This is a genomic window from Pseudoxanthomonas suwonensis 11-1, from assembly GCF_000185965.1.
GTDB lineage: Bacteria > Pseudomonadota > Gammaproteobacteria > Xanthomonadales > Xanthomonadaceae > Pseudoxanthomonas > Pseudoxanthomonas suwonensis_A.
The window spans coordinates 2,685,646-2,709,334 of the sequence record NC_014924.1; the positions used below are offsets into that span (position 1 = coordinate 2,685,646).

Consider the following 23,689-nt stretch of genomic DNA (forward strand, 5'->3'; position numbering starts at 1 on the left):
GCCACGACCCATGAACGACCTGCTCCCCGTCCTGCTGTCCGGCGGCTCCGGTACGCGGCTGTGGCCGCTGTCGCGCGAGTCCTATCCCAAGCAGTTCCTGCCGCTGCACGGGGAGCTGACCATGCTCCAGGAGACCTGGCAGCGGGTGGCGCCACTGGCCACCCGCGCGCCGCTGGTGGTGGCCAACGAGTCGCACCGCTTCGTCGCCGCCGAGCAGCTGCACCAGGTCGGGGCGGAGCCGCAGGCGATCCTGCTGGAGCCGGCCGGGCGCAATACCGCCCCGGCCATCGCCGTCGCCGCGCTGGAAGCCGGCGCCGGCGGCGAGGATCCGGTCCTGCTGGTGCTGCCCTCCGACCACGTGGTGCGGGACGCCGAGGCCTTCCGTCGTGCCGTGGCCCTGGCCCTGCCCGCGGCCGAGGCCGGCCGCCTGGTCACCTTCGGCATCGTGCCTACCGGTCCGGAGACCGGCTACGGCTACATCCGCGCCGCTTCCGGCGAGGGCGTGCGCGCAGTCGAGCAGTTCGTGGAGAAGCCGGACCTGGCCACCGCCGAGGGCTACGTCGCTTCCGGCGACTACTTCTGGAACAGCGGCATGTTCCTGTTCCGCGCCTCGCGCTACCTGGCCGAGCTGGAGCGGTTCAATCCGGCGATGCTGGCAGCGGTGCGCGAGGCCTGGGCCGGCGCGCGCCGCGACTCGGACTTCGTGCGCCTGGATGCCGGGGCCTTCGCCGAGGTCCCGTCGGACTCCATCGACTACGCGGTGATGGAGAAGACCGACCACGCCTCGCTGGTGCCGCTGGATGCCGGCTGGAGCGACGTCGGCTCGTGGACCGCGCTGCGCGAGGTCTCCGAGCGCGATGCCGACGGCAATGCCCATCATGGCGACGTGATCGCGATCGACTGCCGCAACACATTCGCCTACGGCGAGCGCCTGGTTGCACTGGTCGGGCTGGACGACGTGGTGGTGGTCGAGACCGCCGACGCGGTGCTGGTCGGCCGCGGCGACCGGATGCAGGAAGTCAAGGAGGTCGTGGCCCGGATCCGCGCCGAGGGCCGTCCGGAAGCCAGCGTCCACCGCAAGGTCTACCGCCCCTGGGGCGCGTACGACTCGATCGACAGCGGCGGACGTTTCCAGGTCAAGCGGATCACGGTCAAGCCCGGCGCCAGCCTGAGCCTGCAGATGCACCACCACCGCGCCGAGCACTGGGTGGTGGTCAGCGGCACCGCCGAGGTCACCCGCGGCGACGAGGTCATCCTGCTGGCCGAGAACCAGAGCACCTACATCCCGCTGGGCGTGACCCACCGCCTGCGCAATCCCGGCAAGCTGCCGCTGGAACTGATCGAGGTCCAGTCCGGCAGCTACCTGGGCGAGGACGACATCGTCCGCTTCGAGGACACCTACGGCCGCACCTGAGGCGGCCGCGGACGGCGACGCGACTCAACGGAAGAAGAAGCTGCCGGCACACGCCCGCCTGAGCGGCAGGCGCCTGTCCTAAGCGGCAGGCGACGCGACCCGGGCAGTCGCCAGCTCCGCCATCACCGGCACCAGCGCCTCGCGCCAGTGCAGCAGCTGGACACCGAAATCGCGCTGCAGCGCGCTGGTATCCAGACGGGAATACGCCGGGCGCCGCGCAGGGGTCGGGAACTCGGCACTCGTCACCGGATGCACCGTCGGCGCCCTCGCCAGCACGCCCGCCGCCACCGCTTCGGCGAAAATCGCCTCGGCGAAGCCGTGCCAGCTGGTGTGGCCATCGGCGACCAGGTGCCAGGTGCCGGAGACGCCGGCATCTCCCAGCGCACGGCGAAGGGCCACCGCGGTGACATCGGCGATCATTGCGGCCGGCGTCGGCGTACCGACCTGATCGTCCACCACCCGCAGTTCATCGCGCTCTGCTCCCAGTCGCAGCATGGTGCGCAGGAAGTTGTGGCTGTGCGCGGCGTAGACCCACGCGGTGCGGAACACCAAGTGCTGGCCGCCCGCCGCGCGGATCGCTTCCTCGCCGGCCAGCTTGCTGGCGCCGTACACGCCCAGCGGCGCGGTCGGGTCGTCCTCGCGATACGGGCGCGTGCCCTGGCCGTCGAACACGTAGTCGGTGGAGTAATGCACCAGCGGGATGCCCGCGGCGGCGCAGGCCTGGGCCAGCACGCCGGGCGCCTCGCCATTGATGCGGAACGCGGCTTCCGGCTCGGACTCAGCCTTGTCGACCGCGGTGTAGGCGGCGGCGTTGACCACCGCGTCCGGGGCGACCTCGCGGACTACGGCTGCCAGTCGCTGCGGCTCGTCCAGGTCCGCGGCGATGGCGCTGCCGCCATCGTGGAGGCGCCCATCGCGCGTCATGGCCACGACCTCGCCCAGTGCGATCAGGCTACGGCGCAGCTCGCGCCCGAGCTGGCCGTTGCCGCCGACGAGCAGGATCCGGGTCACGGCGTGTACACCGGCAGGCGGTCCTCGGCGATCTCGGCCAGGAACGGCGCGTTGGCATCCTTGGCCGACAGCACCGGCTCGGCGATGGGCCAGTCCACGCCAATGTCGCCATCGTTCCAGCGCACCGCGGCGTCGTTCTCCTTCACGTACACGTCGGTGCACATGTAGTTGAAGACCGCGTGCCCGGACAGCACCGCGAAGCCGTGCGCGAAACCTTCCGGGATCCAGAACTGGCGCCGGTTCTCCGCACTGAGCACCACCGCCTCCCAGCGGCCGAAGGTCGGCGAGCCGCGACGGATGTCCACCGCCACGTCGTACACCTCGCCCTCCAGCACGCTCACCAGCTTGCCCTGCGGCCGCGGCCACTGGTAATGCAGGCCGCGCAGCACGCCACGGGTGGAGGTGGACACGTTGCTCTGCACGAACCTGGTCGGCAGACCCTGCTGGCCGAATCGCTCCGCGTTCCAGGTCTCGAAGAACACGCCGCGCTCGTCGCCGAACACCGCCGGCTCGATCACCACGCAGCCCGGCAGGGAGGTCTGGATCACCTTCATCGCACTACCCCGCGCTTGACCAGGCCAAGCAGGTACTGGCCGTAGCCGTTCTTGGACAGTGGCGCGGCCAGCTTCTCCAGCTGGGCGCCGTCGATCCAGCCATTGCCGTAGGCGATTTCCTCCGGGCAGCACACCTGCAGGCCCTGGCGGTCCTGGATGGTCTGGATGAAGTTGGAGGCCTCGTGCAGCGACTGGTGGGTGCCGGTGTCGAGCCAGGCGTAGCCGCGGCCCAGCTGCTCCAGGTACAGCGCACCGTCGTCCAGGTAGCGCTTGTTGAGGTCGGTGATCTCCAGCTCGCCACGCCTGGAAGGCTTGAGCTCGGCGGCGTAGTCCGGGGCCTTGCCGTCGTAGAAGTACAGGCCGGTCACCGCGTAGTTGGAGCGCGGCCGGGCCGGCTTCTCCTCGATACCCACAACCTTGCCGCTGGCATCGAACTCGGCCACGCCGTAGCGCTCCGGATCGTTGACCCAGTAGCCGAACACGGTCGCGCCCTCGGTGCGCTCGCTGGCGCGGGCCAGCCGGTCGGTCAGGCCATGGCCGTGGAAGATGTTGTCGCCCAGCACCAGGCAGCTGGGCTGGCCGGCGACGAAGTCGCGGCCGATCAGGTAGGCCTGGGCCAGGCCATCGGGACTGGGCTGCACCGCGTAGCGGATGTCCATGCCCCACTGCGAGCCGTCGCCCAGCAGGCCCTGGAACAACGCCTGCTCATGGGGAGTGTTGATGATCAGCACTTCGCTGATGCCCGCCAGCATCAGCACGCTGAGCGGGTAGTAGATCATCGGCTTGTCGTACACCGGCAGCAGCTGCTTGCTGACGCCCTTGGTGATCGGATACAGCCGGGTGCCGGAACCGCCGGCGAGGATGATGCCCTTGCGTGCCATCGTGATTTTCCTTTGGAAGTCCGCACAGGGACGTGCGGGCTCTTGCGAGGGACTCGCGATCAAGCCGCGGTGCCGATGCGTTCGAGGCGGTAGCTGCCGTCGAGCACCCGGTTGACCCAGTCCTGGTGTTCCAGGTACCAGTCGACGGTGGCGGCAATGCCCTGCTCGAAGGTGTACTTCGGCTCCCAGCCGAGCTCGTTCTTCAGCTTGGAGGCATCGATCGCGTAACGGCGGTCATGGCCGGGGCGGTCGGCGACGTGGGTGATCTGCACCTCGCGCGGCTGGCCGTCCTCGCGCGGACGACGCTGGTCGAGCAGGCGGCAGATCGTGCGCACGACCTCGATGTTCTGCTTCTCGGCGTTGCCGCCGACGTTGTAGGTCTCGCCCACCCGGCCCTTGGCCAGCACGGTGCGGATCGCTTCGCAGTGGTCGCTGACGTACAGCCAGTCGCGCACCTGCCTGCCGTCGCCGTAGACCGGCAGCGGCTCGCCGGCCAGGGCCTTGGCGATCACCAGCGGGATCAGCTTCTCGGGGAAGTGGTAAGGCCCGTAGTTGTTGGAGCAGTTGGTGGTCAGCACCGGCAGCCCGTAGGTGTGGTGGAACGCGCGCACCAGGTGGTCGGACGCGGCCTTGGACGCCGAGTACGGCGAGTTGGGCGCGTAGGGCGTGGTCTCGGTGAACTTGCCGGTCTCGCCGAGGGTGCCGTAGACCTCGTCGGTGGACACGTGCAGGAAACGGAAGTCCTGCTTCGCCCCGCCTTCCAGCCGCTTCCAGTAGTCGCGCACCGCCTCGAGCAGGCCCAGGGTGCCGACCACGTTGGTCTGGACGAAGGCGGCAGGGCCGTCGATGGAGCGGTCGACATGGCTCTCGGCGGCGAAGTTCAGCACCGCGTCGGGGCGATGCTCGGCGAGCAGCCGCGAGACCAGGGCGCGGTCGCCGATGTCGCCATGCACGAACACGTGGTCCGGGTTACCCTCCAGCGAGGCCAGGGTGTCGAGGTTGCCGGCGTAGGTCAGCGCATCGAGGTTGACCACCTTGATGCCGCGCGCCACGGCCTCCAGGACGAAATTGCCGCCGATGAAACCGGCGCCGCCGGTCACGAGCCAGGTTGCCAAGCAGGATCTCCCGTCTGCGGCGCGATGCGCCCGAGCCGGCAAGCATACTGACCGCCCTTGAATCCCAGCTGTTCACGCCATGGGCCGGACCGGCGCCGGTCGTGGACCATACGTGATCGCATGGTGGGCTCCGGCCCGGTAGAATCGGGATCCGCCCCGGATCGGCCGCCGCGACCGGGCTGTTCCCCGTACCAGCTCAAGGATTCCGTACACGATGAAGATCCTCGTCGCCTACAAGCGCGTGGTGGACTACAACGTCCGCATCCAGGTCAAGCCGGACGGCTCCGGCGTGGTGACCGAGGGCGTCAAGCTCTCGCCCAACCCGTTCGACGAGATCGCGCTGGAGGAGGCCCTGCGCCTGCGCGACAAGGGCGTCGCCACCGAGGTGGTGGTGGCCACGATCGCCCCGGCCGACGCCCAGGCCCACCTGCGCAACGGCCTGGCGATGGGCGCCAACCGCGCCATCCACGTGGTCACCGACCAGGCGGTGCAGCCGCTGGCCGCCGCCCGCACCCTGCTGAAGCTTGTCGAGAAGGAGCAGCCGGACCTGGTGATCCTGGGCAAGCAGGCGATCGACGACGACGCCAACCAGACCGGCCAGATGCTGGCCACCCTGTGGGGCCGGCCGCAGGCCACCTTCGCCAGCAAGCTGGAAGTGGCCAACGGCAAGGCCACGGTGACCCGCGAGGTCGATGCCGGCCTGGAGACCCTGGAAGTGGACCTTCCGGCAGTGGTGACCACCGACCTGCGCCTCAACGAGCCGCGCTTCATCAAGCTGCCGGACATCATGAAGGCCAAGAGCAAGCCGCTGGAGACCCTGCAGCTGGCCGACCTCGGCGTGGACGCCGGTCCGGGCCTGGAAACCACCGCCTACGCCCCGCCGCCGAAGCGCAGCCGCGGCGTGATGGTCAAGGATGCGGCCGAGCTGGTCGCCACCCTCAAGGCCAAGGGCCTGCTCTGATCCTTCCGGCCGCGCCGGGCGCCTGGCGCCGCGCGGCCCCCTGATTCGCGGAGACCGCTCCAATGTCCAAGATCCTCGTCGTCGCCGAACACCTGGACGGCAAGCTCAACCCCTCCACCGCGCGCACCGTCAGCGCCGCCCAGGCCCTGAACCCGGAAGCCATCGACGTCGTCGTGCTGGCCGCCGATCCGGCCGCGGTCGCGGCCGAGGCCGCGCAGGTCGCCGGCGTCAGCCGCGTGCTCACCGTCGCCAACCCGGCCAACGCCCAGGCCATCGCCCAGGTGCTGGGCCCGCAGGTCGCGAAGCTGGCCGCCGGCTACAGCCACGTGTTCGGCCCCTCGACCACCTTCGGCAAGGACCTGATGCCGGTGGTCGCCGCCCTGCTGGGCGTCAACCAGGTGTCCGACCTGATGGCCGTGGAGGGCGAGTACACCTTCAAGCGCCCGATCTACGCCGGCAACGCCATCGTCACCGTGCAGGCCCCGGCCGGCCACGTCGTGGTCGCCACCGTGCGCACCGCGTCCTGGCCGCAGGCCGCCGGCGGCAACAGCGCGCCGGTCGAAGCGGTGCAGGTCGAGGCCGCGCTGCCCTCGCATACCCGCTACGTCGGCCTGGCCGCCGGCGCGTCCGACCGCCCCGACCTGCAGTCGGCCCGTCGCGTGGTTTCGGGTGGTCGTGGCGTGGGTTCGGAGGAGAACTTCCAGATCGTCTACAAGCTGGCCGACAAGCTCGGCGCGGCGGTCGGTGCCTCGCGCGCGGCGGTCGACGCCGGCTACTGCCCGAACGAGATGCAGGTCGGCCAGACCGGCAAGATCATCGCCCCGGAGCTGTACGTGGCCGTCGGCATTTCCGGTGCGATCCAGCACCTGACCGGCATCAAGGACGCCGGCACGATCGTGGCGATCAACAAGGATCCTGAAGCCGCGATCTTCGAGATCGCCGACATCGGCCTGGTGGGCGACCTGTTCGCCATCCTGCCGGAGCTGGAAGCGGCCCTCGGCTGATCCAGCCAGGTGGCCGCTGGCGGGCGCGGGGCGGCCACCCTGCCCCGCGCGCCGGCTCAGCCGGCCGCGGGACGCACGCGCCGGGCCAGCAGGCCCACGCGCGGACCGTTGCGCTCCTCGCGCACGCCCCAGTTGTCCACCTCGAAACCCGCCTCCTCCAGGATCGACTGCAGGTCCGAAAGGCGCAGCCAGAACGCACCCTTGCCGCGACCCGAGAACGGGTCGTTCCAGCCGCCCTCGCGGTGGGCGTGGCCCAGGTAGGTGCGGCCGCCGGATTCGAGCGTGGCGTCGTCCTCGTCCTCCCGGGCGATATGGGTATCCAGGTAGATCGCGTCGCAGCACGGCAGCAGCTTCCGCAGGTGCCGCACCGGTTCCTCGAGGTGGTACAGCACGCCGCAATGGAACACCACGTCATAGTGCGGCAGCTCCAGCGCCGGATCCTCCACGTCCACCGCGAACACGTCCGCCGACTCGCCATACGCCGACAACCGGGCGTGGGTCTTGATCACGTTGAGCGGACGCAGGTCGACCGCGGTGACCCGCGCGCCGTAGCTGCACAGGCCGAGGGTGTGGATGCCCTCGAAGCAGCCGATCTCCAGTACCGTCCTGCCGGCGAGGCCAAGCTCGCGATCCAGGCGGGTGATGCGCTTGTCCGGGATCGGCTCCACCTGCTCGCGCTTGCCCTTGCGGGCGGTGAGCGAACCGATGATGCGGCCATCCCCCAGCTCCGTGGCCGCGTGCCAGGGCAGCGATTCGTTGATCAGCTTGAGGTCGGCGTCGGGAAGGATGGGTTCGAACCTGGGCATCGCTTTCATCCGTGCACTGGTGGGAAGGATGCGACCGTGGCGGCCGCCGGGACCCCGCCGGCGCGGGCGGAATGCCAGCGGCCGGTCGGCTGCATGCGGGTGGAACCATGGAACTCGCCTTCGACCTTGAAGCGCAGCGGTCGGCTGAGGAACTGCTGGCTGCCGTCGGCACCCAGGCCCACCACCACCCACTGGTAGAAGCCCGGGCACAGCTCCAGCGGGCCGGTCTCAAGCTGGAACGTATCGCCGGGAGCCACGCTGAAGCCGGCGCGCGCGGAGTGCCATTCGGCCACGGTAGGTCCGTTGGCCTCGTGCAGGACCACGCTCAGGCGCATCGGCCCGTCGCCCTGGTGGCGGCCGGCCAGCGCCACCGCTTCGCCATGGCGGATCACCACCGGCTCGCCTTCCAGCGCCTGGCCGCCACGCTGCATCGAGAACTCCACCCGCTCGGGATGGAAGGAGATGTCCTTGGCCGGGCCACGGGTGCCGGTCAGCTCCTGGTAGCGGGCGATCGCCTCCTGCGGGCTGCCCAGCAGCAGCGGCCGCCCCTTGTCGAGCACCAGGCCGCTGCTGGCCATGCGCGAGACATGGTTCATGCCGTGGGTGACCAGCACCACCGCCGAACTGCGGCGCATCTCGTCCACGCGCTCGTAGCACTTCATGCGGAAGCCGAGGTCACCGACCGCAAGCACCTCGTCGATCAGCAGGATGTCCGGCGACATCACCACCGTGGCGGCGAAGCCCAGGCGCGCCTTCATGCCGGAGCTGTAGAACATCACCGGCATGTCGATGTGCGCGTCCAGCTCGGCGAAGTCGATCACCTCGTCCATGCGCCGCGCCGCCTCTTCCTTGCCCAGGCCCAGCAGGCGCGCGCGCAGCTGGATGTTCTCGCGGCCGGTCAGCGAAGGCGCCATGCCGGCCATCAGCTCGATCATCTTCTCCAGCCGGCCCTCGCGGCGGATGCTGCCGGTATCCGGCGCGAGGATGCCCGACAGCAGCTTGAGCAGGGTGGACTTGCCGGCACCGTTGCCGCCCAGCACCGCCAGGCACTCGCCGCGGCGCAGGCTGAAGCTGACGTCGCGCAGCGCCCAGAACTCGTCCTCGCGCAGCACCTCGCCGTGGCGGCGGCCGAGGGCCTCGCTGACCACGTCATGCATGCCATAACGCAAGGACTTGCGCAGGTTGCGCGCGTATTTCTTGCCGAGGCCGCTGACTTCCAGCAGTACGTCGCCCATGTCAGTTCCCCAGCCTTTCGACCACGATCGGCAGCACGCGCCGGCCCAGCGCCGGCACCAGCGCCGCGCCCACCAGGGTGAACACCAGCCAGAACCCGGTGGCAGCAGGCGCCAGCAACGGCACGCCCATCGCCGGGGCGCGTGCGGCGTTGAGCAGCATGCCCATCGGGTTGAGCGCGAAGGCGGCCTTCATCACCGTGCCCGGATCCTCCGGCGGCGGGATGAACACCATGCCGGTGATGATCAGGGCCAGGGCGAAACTCTGGATGGTCTTGCCCAGGTCCGGCGACAGGGTCGAGAACGGCTGCAGCAGCGCGCCGATCACCGCGCCGTTGACCAGGGTGGCGATGCCGAAGCCGACCAGCATCAGCAGGGCCGGCAGGTCGGCGCCGAGCACGAACACCGCCGCGGCAAGCCCCACCAGCAGGCGTGGTACCAGCTGGATCGCCGCGGCAAGCGCGGTCGACAGCACCAGGGTGCCCACGCCCAGCTCGCCTCGCGACATCAGTCCCTTGTTGCGGCGGATGGCGTCCATCTCGGCACGCATCACCTCGAACCAGGACTGCCACAGGATGAAGCCGATGAACACGAACACGCCGAACCGCAGCGGGTCGCCGGCGGCGCCCATGCCGAACATCGGCCGCAGCGCGACCAGGAGGGCGGTGTAGGCCAGCGGCTGCACCAGCGGCCACACCGCGGCCATCCGCGACTGCCTCAGCAGGGCGCGCCACTCGCGCAGCGCGAGCATCCACGCCACCGACAGCGCGCGCCCCGCGCCTTCCATGCTGCCCGTGCTCATCCGGCCACCTCCACCGCCGCGGTGATCGAGGCCAGTGCGGCGGCCACGTGCCGCTCCAGCACCTCGCGGCCGGCGACCGGACGCGACATGTCTATCGCGTGGCGGCCGAGGAACCAATCGACGAAACGCGCATGCCGGCGCTCGCGCTCCTGCGCCGGCTCGGCCAGCGCGGCGCTCCAGACCTCAGCCAGCGTTGCAGGGGTGGCGCGGTGCGCGGCGACGTCGTACTCGGCGCGGCCGAGGCAGACCACCGGCCGGCCGCTGAACAACGCCTCGAAGCCCACCCCGCTGTTGATCACCACCACGCCGGCGCTGTGCCGGGCCAGGTCGTGCACGTGGGCCTCGCTCCAGAGGATGTTGCGCCGGTCGTACTTCTCGCGGAACGGCTTCATCGCCGCCCGGTTGGCCGGGTGTTCCTTGAGCACGAGCGGCAGGCCGGTCTTCTTCGAAAGGCCCGCCACCGCCTCCAGCGCGGCTTCCTGGTCGACGTCGCTGAAGTAGCGGATCGACTGGTCGTGCGGCACCTGCAGCGGATGGAAGATGTACGGGCCACGTGGCACCAGGCCCGCGGCCTGGAGCTCCTCGCGGGTGGCCGGGGCCGACTGGTGGAACTTGGAATCCAGGCGTCCGGACTCGAACCCGCCACGGTAGGCCTCCCATGCACCCGAGGTGGGCTCGGGCAACGCCTCCAGGCTCAACGGGTACACCGAGGAGGCTGCACTCCAGCCCTGCGGATCAAGCACGAACACCGGACGGAAGTACTCCTGCATGTAGAACCACCGCGGCGTGCGCGTCGGCCCGAAGTCGATCGAGCAGCGGTGCGGGATGAAGGCCAGGTCCACGTCTTCGGCATCCACCCGCTCCGGGGTGATCTCCCAGGCCGGGATCTCGACCAGCACCACCTCGGCGCCCTGGTTGCCGAGGATCCGCGCCAGCTCCATGGTGAAGCGCTTCCACCACAGCCGCAGCTGCACCGTGTCCTCGGCCGGTACCGGCGCCCCATTGCGGCCAATGCCGCTGCGCTTCCACGGCAGGTCCAGGCGCGGCAGGAACACCGCGCAGCGTGGCGGCCGCGGCGGGAACGGCACCCGGCGCAGCCGCTGCTCCACGCCCGCTGCCAGTGCAGGCGGCATCAGCGCGGCGAACTCGCGCATGAGTCGGCGGCCGGCATCGCGTCGGGCCGGATCCTCGTCGAACAGGTGGCGCAGCATCAGGTAGCGGATGTCCAGGTACTTGCTGTCGCCCTTGCCGGTCCACACCAGCGCGTTCTCCGACAGCATCCAGTCCGAGAACTTGGTCTTGAGGTTGCGCACCTGGGCGCCGCCGGTCTTAGACTCGATATGCTCCAGCAGCACCAGCTGGTCGACGAACCAGCCGACGTCGCCGGCCGCGAAGCGCGCGCGCAGGCTTTCGGCCACGCCATGCATGAACGCGGCCGCGCCATCGCTGTCGCGCGCCCACACCGCACCGGCGGCCACCCGCAGGTGGTCGGCCACAGGGCCCTTGAGGTCGCGCCGGCGCAGGCAGATCTCCGCCTCCGGCTTGTCGCTGAAGTCCAGGGTCAACGGGGCAACTGCAAGCGCATCGGCATCCAGCGCGAACAGCGGGACCCGGGTTGCCGGATCGGCGAGCAGTTCGGCCATGCGCAGGAAACGCGCGCTGGCGTAGTAGGCCGGCAGGCTGCCGGCATCCGGTAGGCACACCTGCTCGGTCGACAGGTGCAGCCTGAGCGTGCGCAGCGAGCGCGCCACCTGGCGCACCAGCGAGACATCCTCGTCGCGCGGGTTGACCAGGTGCAGCAGCAGGTGGCCGGCACCGACCGCGTCCAGGCTGCGCGCCAGCGCCAGCGCGTGCGGCAGGTAGCCGCCGTCGCAGGCGGTCAGCAGCAGGACCGGCGCGCCGGCCCATGCGGCCGGGTCCGGTTCGATGCGCAGTTCGCGCTGGAATGCAGTCGCTGGTGGAAGCTGGTCGTTCATCAACTCGTTCGGTCGGGGATCGGGCGGCAGGCGCCGGTGGCGCCTGCCATTGGTGGCCTCGCGCGCTCAGCCCGCGCGCTTGGCCTTGGCCGGCGGCATCCCGACGAAGCGCTTGAACGGCGGGGTCCAGGTGGCCTTGCGCTTTGCCAGGTCCTTGGGCGGCGGCAGGCCGATCCAGCCGGGGAACTCGGGCGAGACATGTCCGCGCTCGACCTCCTGGTAGACGTAGTCCGGCGAGAGGAAGCCTTCGGCGATGGCCTCGCGGCAGGCGTCGTAGAACAGGTGGCCGTTCTTGTTCCTGTGCGACACCCACGGCTGGGTGGGCATGTCGGTGTAATGGATCAGCTTGGTCCTGCCGGGCTCGTAGTGCTCCAGCGAGTTCCACTCGAACGGCAGGCCGGCGCGCTTGTGCTCCGGATCGACGATGCACATCTTCTGCATCAGCTCGGCGTAGTCGTAGCGGCCCTCGTCGAAACCCTGGACGATCCTGCGGACGTCCCAGTCGAGGTTGGCGCAATCCAGCAGCAGCACGCTGAACTGGGGCATGCGGCCCTGCGACGCCGGCCCGTCCGCGTAGAGCACGCGCGCGCCGTCGAACGGACGCGCCCACAGGTCGAGGATGTCGCTGAAGACCTGCATGTCGGCGTCCACGTAGATGCCGCGGCCGTGGTAGCGGCACAGCTCCGGGATCTTGAAGCGCGAGAACGAGAAGCCGGTGCGCGAACGGTTGGCCGGGTCGGCCGGCACCGGGATGCCGCGGTCGTCGATCGGCTCGACCTTCACCGAGAGGCTGGCGAACTTCTTGATGCTGTACTCGAGCATCTTCACGCCCAGCATCTGCGCCGCGTCGGTGCCGACGAAGACACGCACCGGGGCATTGATCCACAGCGGCGCATAGAACATGTCGTGGCTGCGCAGGGTGCGGGCGAAACCCTCGAACTGGCGGTCGAAGGAATCGCGGCCGTTGGCCAGCAGGGTCTTGTCGTTGAGGTCGCCGAACTGCTCGGAGTAGCGGTTGCCACCGTCCACGCCAAGCGAACGCACGGTGCGCGCGCCGCACGCGGCCAGCGCGGCCAGCGCTGCCTCGGCGCTGAAGAAGCGCACGTCGATCACCGGCGAGCCCGGCTCGGGCCGCTTCCAGGTGCTGGCGTTGTACCAGGCCAGGCGCCCCTCCCCGGCCAGCTTGCGCAGCACCGGCACTTCCTTGGCCCACTCCCACAGCGGCTTCTCGGAAGGACGGTGGTTGACGTGCGGATGCGCCGGCATCCACAGCACGCCGGCATTGGCGTCCAGCGCGTCGGCGCAGTCGTGGACCACGTCCAGGTCGATGATGTGCGCGACCTCGACCGGCTGCTCGCGCACCACGTGGTTGAGCGACAGCAGCCGGAACGCACTGGCGTCGATGTTGCGCAGCTTGCGGTAGGTCGGGCCCTTGCCGAGCATCAGCCAGGTGCCTTCCTGCATGTCGCGGCTGCGGGACCACTCGATGACGTCTGGAATGCGCATGATCTTCTCCCGGGACCGGCCCGGCTCCTATGGCGGATCCGGAAGCTTCGCTTCCGGCAGGTTGACTGGTTCGACGTCGCGTTCCCGCAGGGCCACGACCGGCACCCAGGGATGGGCGACGCGCAGCGCGAGCTTCTGTGCCACCTCGTCGGTCTTCGACCGCGACGCGCCTACGGCGTGCGTCGCGCGGCAACCGGCCAGGTTGACGTGGCGCCAGCCGGCGGCGGTGGCGCGCAGGCAGAAATCCACGTCGTTGTAGCCCACCGGGAAGGCGAGCTCGTCGAGCCCGCCCAGTTCCCTGTACGCCTGGCGACGCATCGCCACGCAGGCGAACGTGTTGCCGACGGTCATCCGCGAGCGCGCCGCCGCAGCGCCCGATGCTTCCTCCACCGGCGAGTTGGACTCCGCGCCCGGCGTCCTGCGGCAGCGGAACCCACCACCACGCGGCTGCCCTTCCGCATCGACGATGCAGGCGCCGGCGGTGGCGATTCCCGGCACCATCGCCCAGCGCGCCATCGTGTCCACGGCATCGGCGTCCAGCAGCTCGACGTCGTTGTTGAGCATCAGCACCACCTCCTGCGTCGCCGCCTCGATGCCGAGGTTGCACTGGCGACTGTGGTTGAAGGGTGCGTCGTACTCGACCAGGACCGATTCCACGCTCTGGGGCAATGTTCCAAGGTAGCGCCGGATGACGTCCCTAGTGTCTGCGGAAGACTGGTTGTCGACCAGTACCAATTGCAAACGCCCGCTAAACCGCTGTGCGACCACCGAGCGCAGCGCGCGCAGGGTCAGTTCGGCGCGATCGCGGTAGAGCACGACGACCGAGACACCCGTCGCGGCTTGCGCCGGACGCGGTCCGTTGGGCCCGTCCTCGAACGCGACCTTGAACAGGGCTTCGGCGCGATGCGGCGAGAATTCTTGCCCGCAGCCGCCAGGCGGCAGCACCTGCAGCGGTTCCGGGTGCACGTGCGGCGAAGTCGCCGGGTGGCCCATCCGCACCTGCCAGGCCTCTTCCACGCCTGCTCCCGTCCAGGCCGACGCCGGCACGGCGAAGGCGCGCCCGCGCTGGTCGTGGTCCAGTTCGGCCAGGTCGTCGCGCCAGGGCGCACGATGCCGGAACGACAGCGACAACCTGCGGCCGCGACGCTGGCCTTCCAGCCAGTCCCAGGCCACCGCGTCGGCGCCACGGCGTGCCGCAAGCGCGACCACGCCGGCGAGCGAGGGATGCAGCAGGTCGCCTGCGCGGGCAGGCAGCACCCAGTCGGCGATACCGGGCAGGCCGCTGGAAAGACCCGGCATGCACGCCACGTGCATCCCGCGCGCCCGGGCCCACTCGGCCACGGATTGCGCACCGCTGCCCGTCGCCACGAGGACGCAATGCGGCCAGGCCTGCAGGCGCCAGCAGGTGGCGGTGTCGCGAGCGGCCTCCATGTCGCCGGCGCAGTCCAGCAGCAGTGCAACGCGCGGGGACTCGCAGCCTGCCCAGGCCGCGGCCTCGGTGCGCCAGCGCGCCAACGCCTCATCGGGCGACCGCTTGCGCAGCAGGTGCTCGAACGGCAATGCGCGGGCGAAATCGTCCAGCGTGGTCCGGGACCAGGGCCAGCCCATCAGCGGCGTCCCCCGAACAACCGGCGCAAACCACCCAGCAGGCCATCGCGCTGCGCCGGATGCGGCACATCGCCCTCCCCGTCTGACGCACCCGGATGATGCCGGTACGGGCCACCCGGCGACGCCTGGCGCCACTCGACATGGCTGATGGCATGGAATGGTTCCGGACCGACCTCGCGCAGCTGCAGGCCCAGCGCCTCCACCGCGCGCGATACGCCGATCTCGGCGGCGATGCATTCGCCGTAGTTGGCGCCCTGCGGGAAGCCGCCCAGCGCCTCGAGGGTGTCTCCGCGCAGCGCCCAGGCCAGCGAGCGCAGATGGCGTCCGCCCATCCCCGGATCGATCCCGTAGCGGCGCATGTGGTGCAGGTAGACATCGACCCGGTTGGCCGGCTGCCCGTCCAGCAGGTGCTCGCGCAGATCTGCCTTGCCTGGGCCATCGCGCAGCAGTTCCCAGGGCTTGTCCCAGGACGGATTGAGCGACTCGCCGACCATGCCCACCGCCGGGTCGGCCAGCGCCTCGAGGAAGCCGGAAAGCCAGCCGTCGCGCCGTGCGCGGCACTCGTCCTGCAGGAACAGGTACGCCGGGCGGCCGCGCCAGTGGCGCCATGCGCCGTCCCAGGCTCCGATGTTCATGCCGGTGTTTTCGCGTTCGAGCACGCCATGCACGCGGTCGCGGATGCGGGCCGGCAGCGGCTCGCCACCGGCGCTGTTCACCGCGACCACGCGCTCGTGGCCAGCCCCGGCGTCGTAGCGGTCCAGCGTGTCGAGCAGCCGCTCAAGGTCGCACGGATCACGGCGGTCGTAGAACGAGATGGCGACCAGCGGCTTCATGCGCGCGCACCCGTCGCGGCCGCGGCGACCTCGGCGATCGCCTGGCGCAGCCGCTCGAACGAATAGTCCGCGGCGATGATCCGCGCCGCTTCCTGCAGGTGCCGCTCGCGCACCGACGGATCATCGAGGTAGGCAGCGATACCCGCCCCCGGATCGTCCAGCCACACCGCTCCGGCCAGCTCCTGGTAGGCGCGGCTGGGCGTGGCCACGACGGGCACGCCATGCGACAGCGCCTTGAGTCCGCGGTTGGCGGACTTGGTCGCCGAGAACGCATCCAGGCTGTTGGGTACCAGGCACACGTCGGCCAGCGGCAGCAGCGCATCGACGATGGTCGGCGTCCACTCGAAGTAGCGGCTGGCCACCGGCAGCTCGCCGGCCAGGCGCTCGAACTTGCCGCGGTTGTTGCTGACCACCCACAGCTCGGCGCCACGGCTGGCGGCCTCGCACAGCGCCTCGCGGTACAGCAGCAGGTCCTCGAGCCCGAACCTCGCGTACGCGGCCCCGTGGTTGCCGTACCACAGCAGTACCGGGCCGGAGGGCGCGGGAACCGCTTCGGGGCGCCGGCGCAGGCTGCGCAGCGCGGACAGCAGGCCATGGCGCAGGCCGAGCAGGCTCCGCTGCCGCGCGAGCAGGTCCGGGGTCTCGACGATGTCCGGCACCACCAGCACGCGCGCATCCGGCAGGCCGGTCTCGGCCAGCACCACCTCGCGCATCGCGCCGGTCGGCACGGTGACCGCGGACAGGCCGCGCGCCAGCTCCACGAAGCGCTGGCCGAAGGTCCTGCCCTCGCCGGCATAGCCGTCGATGAAGATGTTGTCGCACAGGTCGGCGACCACGGGCACCCCGGCGTCCTGGGCATGGCGCGCCCAGCGCGCGTGCTTCTGCGACAGCGGCTTCACCGCCAGCGCCAGCGTGGTGCCGGCCCGGGGAGGAACGTCGCGGCCGCATACCCGTGCCTTCCAGCCCTCGGCCTTCGCGGCGCAGCCCGGCAACAGCGCCCGGTAGCGGACGCTGGCGAGGTTCAGGTCCCGGCTCGCGACATGGATATGCAAGGTGCCCGTCATGCTGCAAGTCCCTGTCCATGGTTCCCGCCGACCCGTGCCGGCGGGTGCAGCGTCAGCGGATGTCGAGCGGCTCGAAACCCTTCACCAGCTCGTCCAGCGCCTTGATCTGGGCGAGGAACGGATCGAGCCGGTCCAGCGGCAGCGCGCTGGGACCGTCGCAGCGCGCGCGGTCCGGGTCCGGGTGCGCCTCCAGGAACAGGCCGGCGAGGCCGACGGCCATGCCGGCGCGGGCCAGCTCGGCGACCTGGCGGCGGCGACCACCGGAGGCGGCGTCACCGGGGTTGCGGCGCTGCAGGGCATGGGTCGCGTCGAAGATCACCGGCAGGCCGTCGGTGGCCTCGATCATCTCGCGGAAGCCGAGCATGTCGACCACCAGGTTGTCGTAGCCGAAGCAGGTGCCGCGCTCGCACAGGATCACCTGCTCGTTGCCGGCCTCCTTGCACTTGGCGGCCACGTGCGCGATCTGGCTCGGGCTGGTGAACTGCGGCTTCTTGACGTTGACCACGCGGCCGGTGGAGGCGATCGCGTTTACCAGGTCGGTCTGGCGGGCGAGGAAGGCCGGGATCTGCAGCACGTCCACGACCTCGGCCACCGGCGCGGCCTGGTGGACCTCGTGCACGTCGGTGATCACCGGCACGCCGAAGGCGCGCTTGACCTCGGAGAAGATGCGCAGCCCCTCCTCCATGCCCACGCCACGGTAGGAATGGATGGACGAACGGTTGGCCTTGTCGAACGAGGCCTTGAACACGAACGGGATGCCATGGCGGGTGGTGGCCTGGACGAAGGCCTCGCACGCGCGCAGGGTGGAATCCAGGTCCTCGAGGACGTTCAGTCCGCCGAACAGCACGAACGGCAGGCGGTTGCCGACCTGTACGCCCTCGGTGATCCGCACGATGCGCATTCCACTACTCCTTAGGTTCGCGTGTTGTTGGGGGTGCCGCGTCAGCCGGCCAGTGCCTGGTCCAGGTCCTTGCGCAGGTCCTCGAGGTCCTCGATGCCGACGCTCAGGCGCACCAGCGAATCGCTGATGCCCAGGCGCGCGCGGCGCTCGACCGGCACCGAGGCGTGGGTCATCACCGCCGGGTGGTTGAGCAGGCTTTCAACGCCGCCCAGCGACTCGGCCAGGGTGAACAGCTTCGTGCGGGCGCAGAAGCGGCTGGCCGCCTCGAAGCCGCCCTTGAGCACCACCGAGACGATGCCGCCGGAGCCTGACATCTGCCGCGTCGCCAGCCCGTGTTGCGGGTGCGACTCCAGGCCCGGGTAGATCACCTTCCCGACCTTCGGGTGCGATTCCAGCCAGCGCGCCAGCTCCAGGGCGTTGGCGCAGTGGGCGCGCATGCGCAGCGGCAGGGTCTTGGCGCCGCGCAGGGCCAGGAAGCTGTCGAACGGCCCCTGCACCGCGCCCACCGAGTTCTGCAGGAAGGCCATGCGCTCGCCCAGCTCCGCGTCGGCGGTCACCACCACGCCACCAACCATGTCGGAGTGGCCGTTGAGGTACTTGGTCGCCGAGTGCAGGACCAGGTCGGCGCCCAGCGCCAGCGGGCGCTGCAGGGCCGGCGAGGCGAAGGTGTTGTCGACCACCACCAGCAGGCCGTGGCGGTGCGCGATCTCCGCGACCGCGGCGATGTCGACGATCTTCAGCATCGGGTTGGTCGGGGTCTCGATCCAGACCATGCGGGTGCGCGGGGTGATCGCCGCGGCGAATGCGTCCAGGTCGGCCAGGTCGACGAAGCTGAAGTCCAGCGCCGCGCTGCGCCGGCGCACGCGCTCGAACAGGCGGTAGCTGCCGCCGTAGAGGTCGTCCATCGCCACCACATGGTCGCCGCTGTCCAGCAGCTCCAGCACGGTGGAGGTGGCCGCCATGCCCGAGGCGAAGGCGAAGCCGCGGCTGCCGCCTTCCAGCGCCGCGACGCAGCGCTCCCAGGCGAACCGGGTCGGGTTGTGGGTGCGGGAGTATTCGAAGCCCTGGTGCTCGCCCGGCGCCGACTGCGCGTAGGTCGAGGTGGCGTAGATCGGCGGCATGACCGCGCCGGTGGACGGGTCGGGCGACTGCCCACCATGGATGGCCAGGGTGGCGAACGCGAGGGCGTCCGGATGCAGGCCGTCGCGGGAGGACTGGTCGGTCATGGCGGCTCTCTTCGAGGTAGCCGCGGATTCTAGCAACCGCCCCTTAACCAAAGCTTGGCGCCGGCCCTCCCGGGACCGGCGCCGGCCATGCCGTCACTGCACCCGGCGGCGCAGGTAGTTCAGCAGGTCGATGCGGGTGATCAGGCCGAGGAAGCGCTCGCCGTCGGTGATGATCGCGACCTGGCCGCGGTCGAACACCGGCAGCAGGGCCTCGATCGGCGACTTGACGTCGAGCTTCTCCAGCTTGCTGACCATGGCCACCGAGACCGGATCGCGGAAGCGGGCCTCGTCGCCATACACGTGCAGCAGCACGTCGCTCTCGTCGATGATGCCCACCAGGCGGTCGCCCTCCATCACCGGCAGCTGGGAGACGTCGTACAGCTTCATCCGCTGGTAGGCGGTGGTGAGCAGGTCGCCCGGGGCCACGACCACGGTGTCGCGCTGGCTGTACGGCCGCAGGATCAGGTCGCGCAGGTCGCCGTGCTGCTCGCGCTGCAGGAAGCCGTTGTCCAGCATCCAGTAGTCGTTGTACATCTTCGACAGGTACTTGTTGCCGGTATCCGGCACCAGCACCACGACCTTCTTCGGCGTGGTCTGCTCGCGGCAGTAACGCAGCGCCGCGGCCAGCAGGGTGCCGGTGGACGAGCCGCCGAGGATGCCTTCCTTCTCCAGCAGCTCGCGCGCGGTGTGGAAGCTCTCGCCGTCCGGGATCGCGTAGGCCTTCTTCACCCGCGAGAAGTCCGAGATCGACGGCAGGAAATCCTCGCCGATGCCCTCGACCAGCCAGCTGCCCGACTTGTCGCTGAGCACGCCCTCGTTGATGTACTGGGCCAGGATCGAACCCACCGGGTCGGCCAGCACCATCTCCACGTCGGGCGCCTGCTCGGCCAGGCAGCGCGACAGGCCGGTCATGGTGCCGGAGCTGCCGCAGCCGAACACGATGGCGTCGAAGCCGCCCACTTCGGCCATCTGCCCGATGATCTCCGGGCCGGTGCCGTACTGGTGCGCGGCCGGGTTGTCCGGGTTGCCGAACTGGTTGATGAAGTACGCGCCCGGGGTCTCGGAGGCGATCTTCTCGGCCAGGTCCTGGTAATACTCGGGATGGCCCTTGCCCACGTCGGAACGGGTCAGCACCACCTCGGCACCCATCGCCTTGAGGTTGAAGATCTTCTCCCGGCTCATCTTGTCCGGGACCACCAGGACCAGGCGGTAGCCCTTCTGCTGGGCGACCAGGGCCAGACCCAGGCCGGTGTTGCCGGCGGTGCCTTCGACCAGGGTCGCGCCGGGCTTGAGGTCGCCGCGGCGCTCGGCCGCCTCGATCATCGACAGGCCGATGCGATCCTTGATCGAGCCGCCCGGGTTGAAGTTCTCAAGCTTGAGGTACAGCTCGCACGGGCCGGTGTCCAGGCGGCGCGCCTTGACGATGGGGGTGCGGCCGATGAGTTCGAGCACGGAGGCGTGCAGGGCCATTCTCGGATCCGGTTCATGGGCGCCGCTGGAACGCGGCGGAACCGGGATTATCGGCCGGATTACCCGTGCACGGTAAGCGGAAGGATTTACGGCGCCGGAAAGATTGCGCGGGCGGTGGCGGCCGACGAGGAGGCCACCACCGCCCGCGGCGGTGAAACACTTGGCAGGGGCGCGCTCAGTGCGACCGGTCGTAGATGCTTAGCAGTCGCTGCTTGGCGGCAAGCTTCTCGCGCTTCATCTGGCCCAGGGTCATGTCGTCGATGGGGAGCACTCCCAGTTCGGCCTGCATGCACTTCTTGTCCAGCAGACGGTGTCGCTGGTAGAGCTGCTTGAACTCGGGATTGCTCTTGATCAGAGCGTCGATTTCGGCCTGCGGTTGCCCTTCGAACATCTGTGCACCTCCTGGGGTCGGTACGTCCCTGACGGCTACATGTCGGCCACTCCTGGCCGGCGCCGGAAAACAAACGCCCCGGGCCAGGGGCCCAGGGCGCGGGGGTATCCGGATGGCGGATGCGGCATCTTCCGCTCCCCACCCCGCAGCCGCGGCGGAAGCCCGGCACAGGGGAAAGCGGGAGAAGCGGGAAGCTGCATCGGCGCGGACTCCGGTTCAGGCGGATGGACCCGGATGGACCACCCGCATGACCGACCCTACTCCCAAGCCGGAGGGGCTTCAAGGGTCCTGCGCGTGAATGCAGGAGATCTGCTACCGATGCCTCTTGCGGTCCCGCCAGGCGGCGAGACGGGACGCTCAAGTGCTTGATTTCATGAAACTAAATAGGACCTCAGGGCGCGACCGTGACCTCGGCCGCGCGCTTGGCGGTGGCCGGATCCTTGACCCCGTCGGCCTTGATCCGGCCCTTGTCCACCCCGGCGGCGACCAGGGCGTCGCGCAGGGCCGCGGCACGGGACTGGGCGACCTTGGGATCCTTGTCCCAGGCCCGAATCCGGACCTGGCGCTTGCTGCCGATCTGCAGGTAGGCGGCGAGCGCGGCGGCCGCGTCCTTGCCACTGGCGGTCAGGCTCGACTTGCCGCTGGCATAGGCCGAGCCGGGCACCACGAACACTTCGCCGGCGTTGCCGAAGCTGGACGGCGGCAGCTTCTTGCCCGAGACCAGCTCCGCCTCCTGCCGGGCCAGCTCGGCCTCCTTGCGCCGGGCCGCGCTCAGCTGCGCGGTCTGGCGGCCGGCCGCCTGGCCCAGCGCCTCCTCGGCCTCGGTGCGGGCCAGCGCCTCGGCCTCCGCGGCCAGGCGCAGGCGCTCGGTCTCCTCGGCGTGGATCTGGGCCTGGATGCGCAGCTGCTCGGCCTCGCGCCGGGCCTTCTCGGCCTCGCGGCGGCTGGCCTCGACCAGCAGGTCGGCACGCTGCAGGTCCAGCCGCGACAGCTCGGCGCGGGCGGCGCCGGCACGGGCCATGGTCTCGGCGATCTCCAACCGGCGCTCGGCCAGGTAGAGCGCGTCGGGACGGTCGCCGCGGCGGGCGGCGTCCAGCGCGTTCACCGCCTGCAGGGCCTCCAGCAGTTCCAGCCCGGCGCCGCGCGACAGCACCGGATCGGCCTGCAGCGCGGACAGGCGGGCGCGCAGGCGCGCTACGTCCGGGTCATCGGCGGCCAGGGCGGGAACCGAGGCCATGGCCAGCACCAGGATGGCCGCCCCCAGCGGGCGGAACATGCCGCGGGCGCTCATCGGCCACCCTCCTGGCCGGTTTTGCCAAGCTGGCGACGCAGCTCGGCGATCTCCTGCCGCCGCTGGGTGAGCCCGGCCTCGGCCTTGGCCTCCTCCGAGCGGGCCCGGGCCAGGTCGGCATCGGCGGCCACCCGCAGGGCCAGGGCCTCGGCCTTGCGCTGGTCGGAGCGGCTGCGCGAGGCGCCCAGGGCCTGGGCCTCGATCAGCCCCTGGCGGGCGGCTTCGATCAGGTCGGGGGCGTACTGGTCGGCGAACGCGTCCTGGGCCTGCAGCACGGCCCGTTCGGCCTGCTGGACCGCGGGCAGCAGGGCCTGCGCCTGGGCCGTGACCGCCAGCCCGAAAGCGCATACCAGGCCGTACAGGCCCTTGCGGAAGTGTGCGAAGCTAGGATCGTTCATCGGGGAATGTCGCGTCCTCATGGTCGCGGCCATTGTCGGAAGCCACGGGCGTCCATGCAAATGGAGGCACGGGCGCCATACAGAATTGGGGATCGTCATTTAATGGATATCGGCTACTTCCTGAAGCTGATGACCGAGAAGAATGCCTCGGACATGTTCCTGACCACCGGGGCGCCGGTCTATATCAAGATCGAGGGGAAGCTCTATCCGCTCGGCAATACCGGCCTGCCGCCGGGCATGGTCAAGAAGATCGCGTATTCGTTGATGGACGAGGGCCAGGTGCCGCAGTTCGAGCGCGACCTCGAGCTCAACATGGCCATCGCCGTGAACGACGCCGGCCGCTTCCGCGTCAACGTGTTCAAGCAGCGCGGCGAAGTGGGCATGGTGATCCGCGCCATCCGCAGCACCATCCCCTCGATCGAGGAGCTGAACCTGCCGGAGGTCCTGAAGGACATCATCATGACCCCGCGCGGCCTGGTCCTGATCGTCGGCTCGACCGGCTCGGGCAAGTCGACCTCGCTGGCGTCGATGATCGACTACCGCAACAGCAACATGACCGGCCACATCCTCACGATCGAGGACCCGATCGAGTACCTGCACAAGCACAAGAAGTCGATCGTCAACCAGCGCGAGGTCGGCCTGGACACCCATGCCTTCCACAACGCGCTGAAGAACGCGATGCGCGAGGCGCCGGACGTGATCCTGATCGGCGAGATCCTCGACGCCGAGACCATGGAGGCGGCGATCGCCTTCGCCGAGACCGGCCACCTGTGCCTGGCGACGCTGCACTCCAACAACGCCGACCAGACCATCGAGCGCATCCTCAACTTCTTCCCCGAGAGCGCGCACAAGAACGTGCTGATGAACCTGGCCCTGAACCTGCGCGCGGTTGTTTCGCTGCGCCTGGTCAAGGGCGTGGACGGGCGCCGCCTGCCGGCGACCGAGGTCCTGCTCAACACGCCGATGATCCGCGACCTGCTGCGCCGCGGCCAGGTGCACGAGATCAAGGCGGCGATGGAAGGTTCGCTGGAGGAAGGCATGCAGACCTTCGACCAGTGCCTGTTCCGGATGGTCAAGCAGGGCCGCATCGACCAGGAGGAGGCGCTGCGCGCGGCCGACTCGCGCGACGGCCTGGCCCTGAAGTTCCGCCTGTCCGAGGGCGCCGAGGGCGAGCACGACCCCTACGCCGACCTCAACCAGGCCGCCGGCGGCATCAGCCACGGCTTCGGCTGAGGGCCCTACTTC

At 70.1% G+C, this 23,689-nt stretch carries 22 protein-coding genes; 4 read left to right on the top strand and 18 right to left on the bottom strand.

All coding sequences use genetic code 11. The annotated features are described in order from the left end of the window. Positions 1 to 10 precede the first annotated feature (10 nt). Positions 11 to 1,414 (top strand): mannose-1-phosphate guanylyltransferase/mannose-6-phosphate isomerase, encoded by a 1,404-nt coding sequence (locus tag PSESU_RS12275; protein ID WP_013536105.1) that lies wholly within the window; start codon positions 11 to 13, stop codon positions 1,412 to 1,414. A gap of 78 nt (positions 1,415 to 1,492) precedes the next feature. Here PSESU_RS12275 and rfbD read toward each other — a convergent pair whose 3' ends face one another. From rfbD to rfbB, 4 genes are read right to left on the bottom strand one after another with little or no spacing between them, the layout of a single operon-like run. Then, positions 1,493 to 2,425 carry a dTDP-4-dehydrorhamnose reductase gene (rfbD, locus tag PSESU_RS12280; protein WP_013536106.1) on the bottom strand — a complete coding sequence of 311 codons (933 nt, stop codon included), beginning with the start codon at positions 2,423 to 2,425 and terminating at the stop codon, positions 1,493 to 1,495. Next, the gene (rfbC, locus tag PSESU_RS12285) at positions 2,422 to 2,979 is read right to left on the bottom strand and encodes a dTDP-4-dehydrorhamnose 3,5-epimerase (RefSeq protein ID WP_013536107.1); all 558 of its coding nucleotides are present in this window, start codon (positions 2,977 to 2,979) and stop codon (positions 2,422 to 2,424) included. The genes rfbD and rfbC overlap by 4 nt, the downstream gene beginning before the upstream one ends. Next, positions 2,976 to 3,860: a glucose-1-phosphate thymidylyltransferase RfbA gene (rfbA, locus tag PSESU_RS12290; protein ID WP_013536108.1), complete on the bottom strand. Its 885-nt coding sequence runs from the start codon at positions 3,858 to 3,860 to the stop codon at positions 2,976 to 2,978. The genes rfbC and rfbA overlap by 4 nt, the downstream gene beginning before the upstream one ends. Positions 3,861 to 3,919: 59 nt before the next feature. Continuing rightward, the gene (gene rfbB, locus PSESU_RS12295; RefSeq protein WP_013536109.1) at positions 3,920 to 4,975 is read right to left on the bottom strand and encodes a dTDP-glucose 4,6-dehydratase; all 1,056 of its coding nucleotides are present in this window, start codon (positions 4,973 to 4,975) and stop codon (positions 3,920 to 3,922) included. A gap of 214 nt (positions 4,976 to 5,189) precedes the next feature. Between rfbB and PSESU_RS12300 the strand changes: the two genes are divergently transcribed. Together PSESU_RS12300 and PSESU_RS12305 are read left to right on the top strand one after the other, a co-directional pair. Further along, positions 5,190 to 5,936, top strand: coding sequence for an electron transfer flavoprotein subunit beta/FixA family protein (locus PSESU_RS12300; RefSeq protein WP_013536110.1), 747 nt, complete (start codon positions 5,190 to 5,192; stop codon positions 5,934 to 5,936). 62 nt (positions 5,937 to 5,998) lie between these two features. Continuing rightward, the gene (locus PSESU_RS12305; protein ID WP_013536111.1) at positions 5,999 to 6,940 is read left to right on the top strand and encodes an electron transfer flavoprotein subunit alpha/FixB family protein; all 942 of its coding nucleotides are present in this window, start codon (positions 5,999 to 6,001) and stop codon (positions 6,938 to 6,940) included. 56 nt (positions 6,941 to 6,996) lie between these two features. On the opposite strand, the gene PSESU_RS12310 is transcribed toward PSESU_RS12305, so the two are convergent. From PSESU_RS12310 to PSESU_RS12375, 14 genes are all read right to left on the bottom strand, one after another. Further along, positions 6,997 to 7,746 (bottom strand): class I SAM-dependent methyltransferase, encoded by a 750-nt coding sequence (locus PSESU_RS12310; RefSeq protein WP_013536112.1) that lies wholly within the window; start codon positions 7,744 to 7,746, stop codon positions 6,997 to 6,999. 5 nt (positions 7,747 to 7,751) lie between these two features. Further along, entirely contained in the window at positions 7,752 to 8,981 is a 1,230-nt protein-coding gene (locus PSESU_RS15750; protein WP_013536113.1) for an ABC transporter ATP-binding protein, read from the bottom strand. Position 8,982: 1 nt separating this feature from the next. Beyond that, positions 8,983 to 9,780 carry an ABC transporter permease gene (locus tag PSESU_RS12320; RefSeq protein ID WP_013536114.1) on the bottom strand — a complete coding sequence of 266 codons (798 nt, stop codon included), beginning with the start codon at positions 9,778 to 9,780 and terminating at the stop codon, positions 8,983 to 8,985. Beyond that, on the bottom strand, positions 9,777 to 11,756 hold the full coding sequence (locus tag PSESU_RS12325) for a capsule polysaccharide biosynthesis protein (protein WP_013536115.1): 1,980 nt from the start codon (positions 11,754 to 11,756) through the stop codon (positions 9,777 to 9,779). The genes PSESU_RS12320 and PSESU_RS12325 overlap by 4 nt, the downstream gene beginning before the upstream one ends. Before the next feature lie 66 nt (positions 11,757 to 11,822). Further along, positions 11,823 to 13,262 (bottom strand): hypothetical protein, encoded by a 1,440-nt coding sequence (locus PSESU_RS15755; protein ID WP_013536116.1) that lies wholly within the window; start codon positions 13,260 to 13,262, stop codon positions 11,823 to 11,825. Between the two features lie 27 nt (positions 13,263 to 13,289). Further along, positions 13,290 to 14,870: a glycosyltransferase gene (locus PSESU_RS12335; protein WP_013536117.1), complete on the bottom strand. Its 1,581-nt coding sequence runs from the start codon at positions 14,868 to 14,870 to the stop codon at positions 13,290 to 13,292. After that, a complete protein-coding gene (locus tag PSESU_RS16385) occupies positions 14,870 to 15,703 on the bottom strand; it encodes a hypothetical protein (RefSeq protein WP_013536118.1) in 834 nt (277 codons plus the stop codon). Before PSESU_RS16385 ends, PSESU_RS12335 begins: the two co-directional genes overlap by 1 nt. Then, positions 15,700 to 16,767, bottom strand: coding sequence for a hypothetical protein (locus PSESU_RS12345; protein ID WP_013536119.1), 1,068 nt, complete (start codon positions 16,765 to 16,767; stop codon positions 15,700 to 15,702). Before PSESU_RS12345 ends, PSESU_RS16385 begins: the two co-directional genes overlap by 4 nt. 52 nt (positions 16,768 to 16,819) lie before the next feature. Next, a complete protein-coding gene (gene kdsA, locus PSESU_RS12350) occupies positions 16,820 to 17,668 on the bottom strand; it encodes a 3-deoxy-8-phosphooctulonate synthase (RefSeq protein WP_013536120.1) in 849 nt (282 codons plus the stop codon). A 41-nt stretch (positions 17,669 to 17,709) separates the two neighbouring features. Next, positions 17,710 to 18,894 carry a cystathionine gamma-synthase gene (locus PSESU_RS12355; RefSeq protein WP_013536121.1) on the bottom strand — a complete coding sequence of 395 codons (1,185 nt, stop codon included), beginning with the start codon at positions 18,892 to 18,894 and terminating at the stop codon, positions 17,710 to 17,712. Between the two features lie 93 nt (positions 18,895 to 18,987). Then, positions 18,988 to 20,364 carry a pyridoxal-phosphate dependent enzyme gene (locus PSESU_RS12360; RefSeq protein ID WP_013536122.1) on the bottom strand — a complete coding sequence of 459 codons (1,377 nt, stop codon included), beginning with the start codon at positions 20,362 to 20,364 and terminating at the stop codon, positions 18,988 to 18,990. A gap of 175 nt (positions 20,365 to 20,539) precedes the next feature. Continuing rightward, on the bottom strand, positions 20,540 to 20,755 hold the full coding sequence (locus PSESU_RS12365; protein ID WP_013536123.1) for a YdcH family protein: 216 nt from the start codon (positions 20,753 to 20,755) through the stop codon (positions 20,540 to 20,542). A gap of 391 nt (positions 20,756 to 21,146) precedes the next feature. After that, positions 21,147 to 22,046, bottom strand: coding sequence for an OmpA family protein (locus PSESU_RS12370; RefSeq protein ID WP_013536124.1), 900 nt, complete (start codon positions 22,044 to 22,046; stop codon positions 21,147 to 21,149). Next, a complete protein-coding gene (locus PSESU_RS12375) occupies positions 22,043 to 22,444 on the bottom strand; it encodes a DUF4398 domain-containing protein (protein WP_013536125.1) in 402 nt (133 codons plus the stop codon). The genes PSESU_RS12370 and PSESU_RS12375 overlap by 4 nt, the downstream gene beginning before the upstream one ends. Positions 22,445 to 22,546: 102 nt before the next feature. On the opposite strand from PSESU_RS12375, the gene PSESU_RS12380 reads away from it, so the two are divergent. Then, complete coding sequence (locus PSESU_RS12380) at positions 22,547 to 23,677, top strand: PilT/PilU family type 4a pilus ATPase (RefSeq protein WP_013536126.1); 1,131 nt, start codon at positions 22,547 to 22,549, stop codon at positions 23,675 to 23,677. Positions 23,678 to 23,689: the final 12 nt, after the last annotated feature.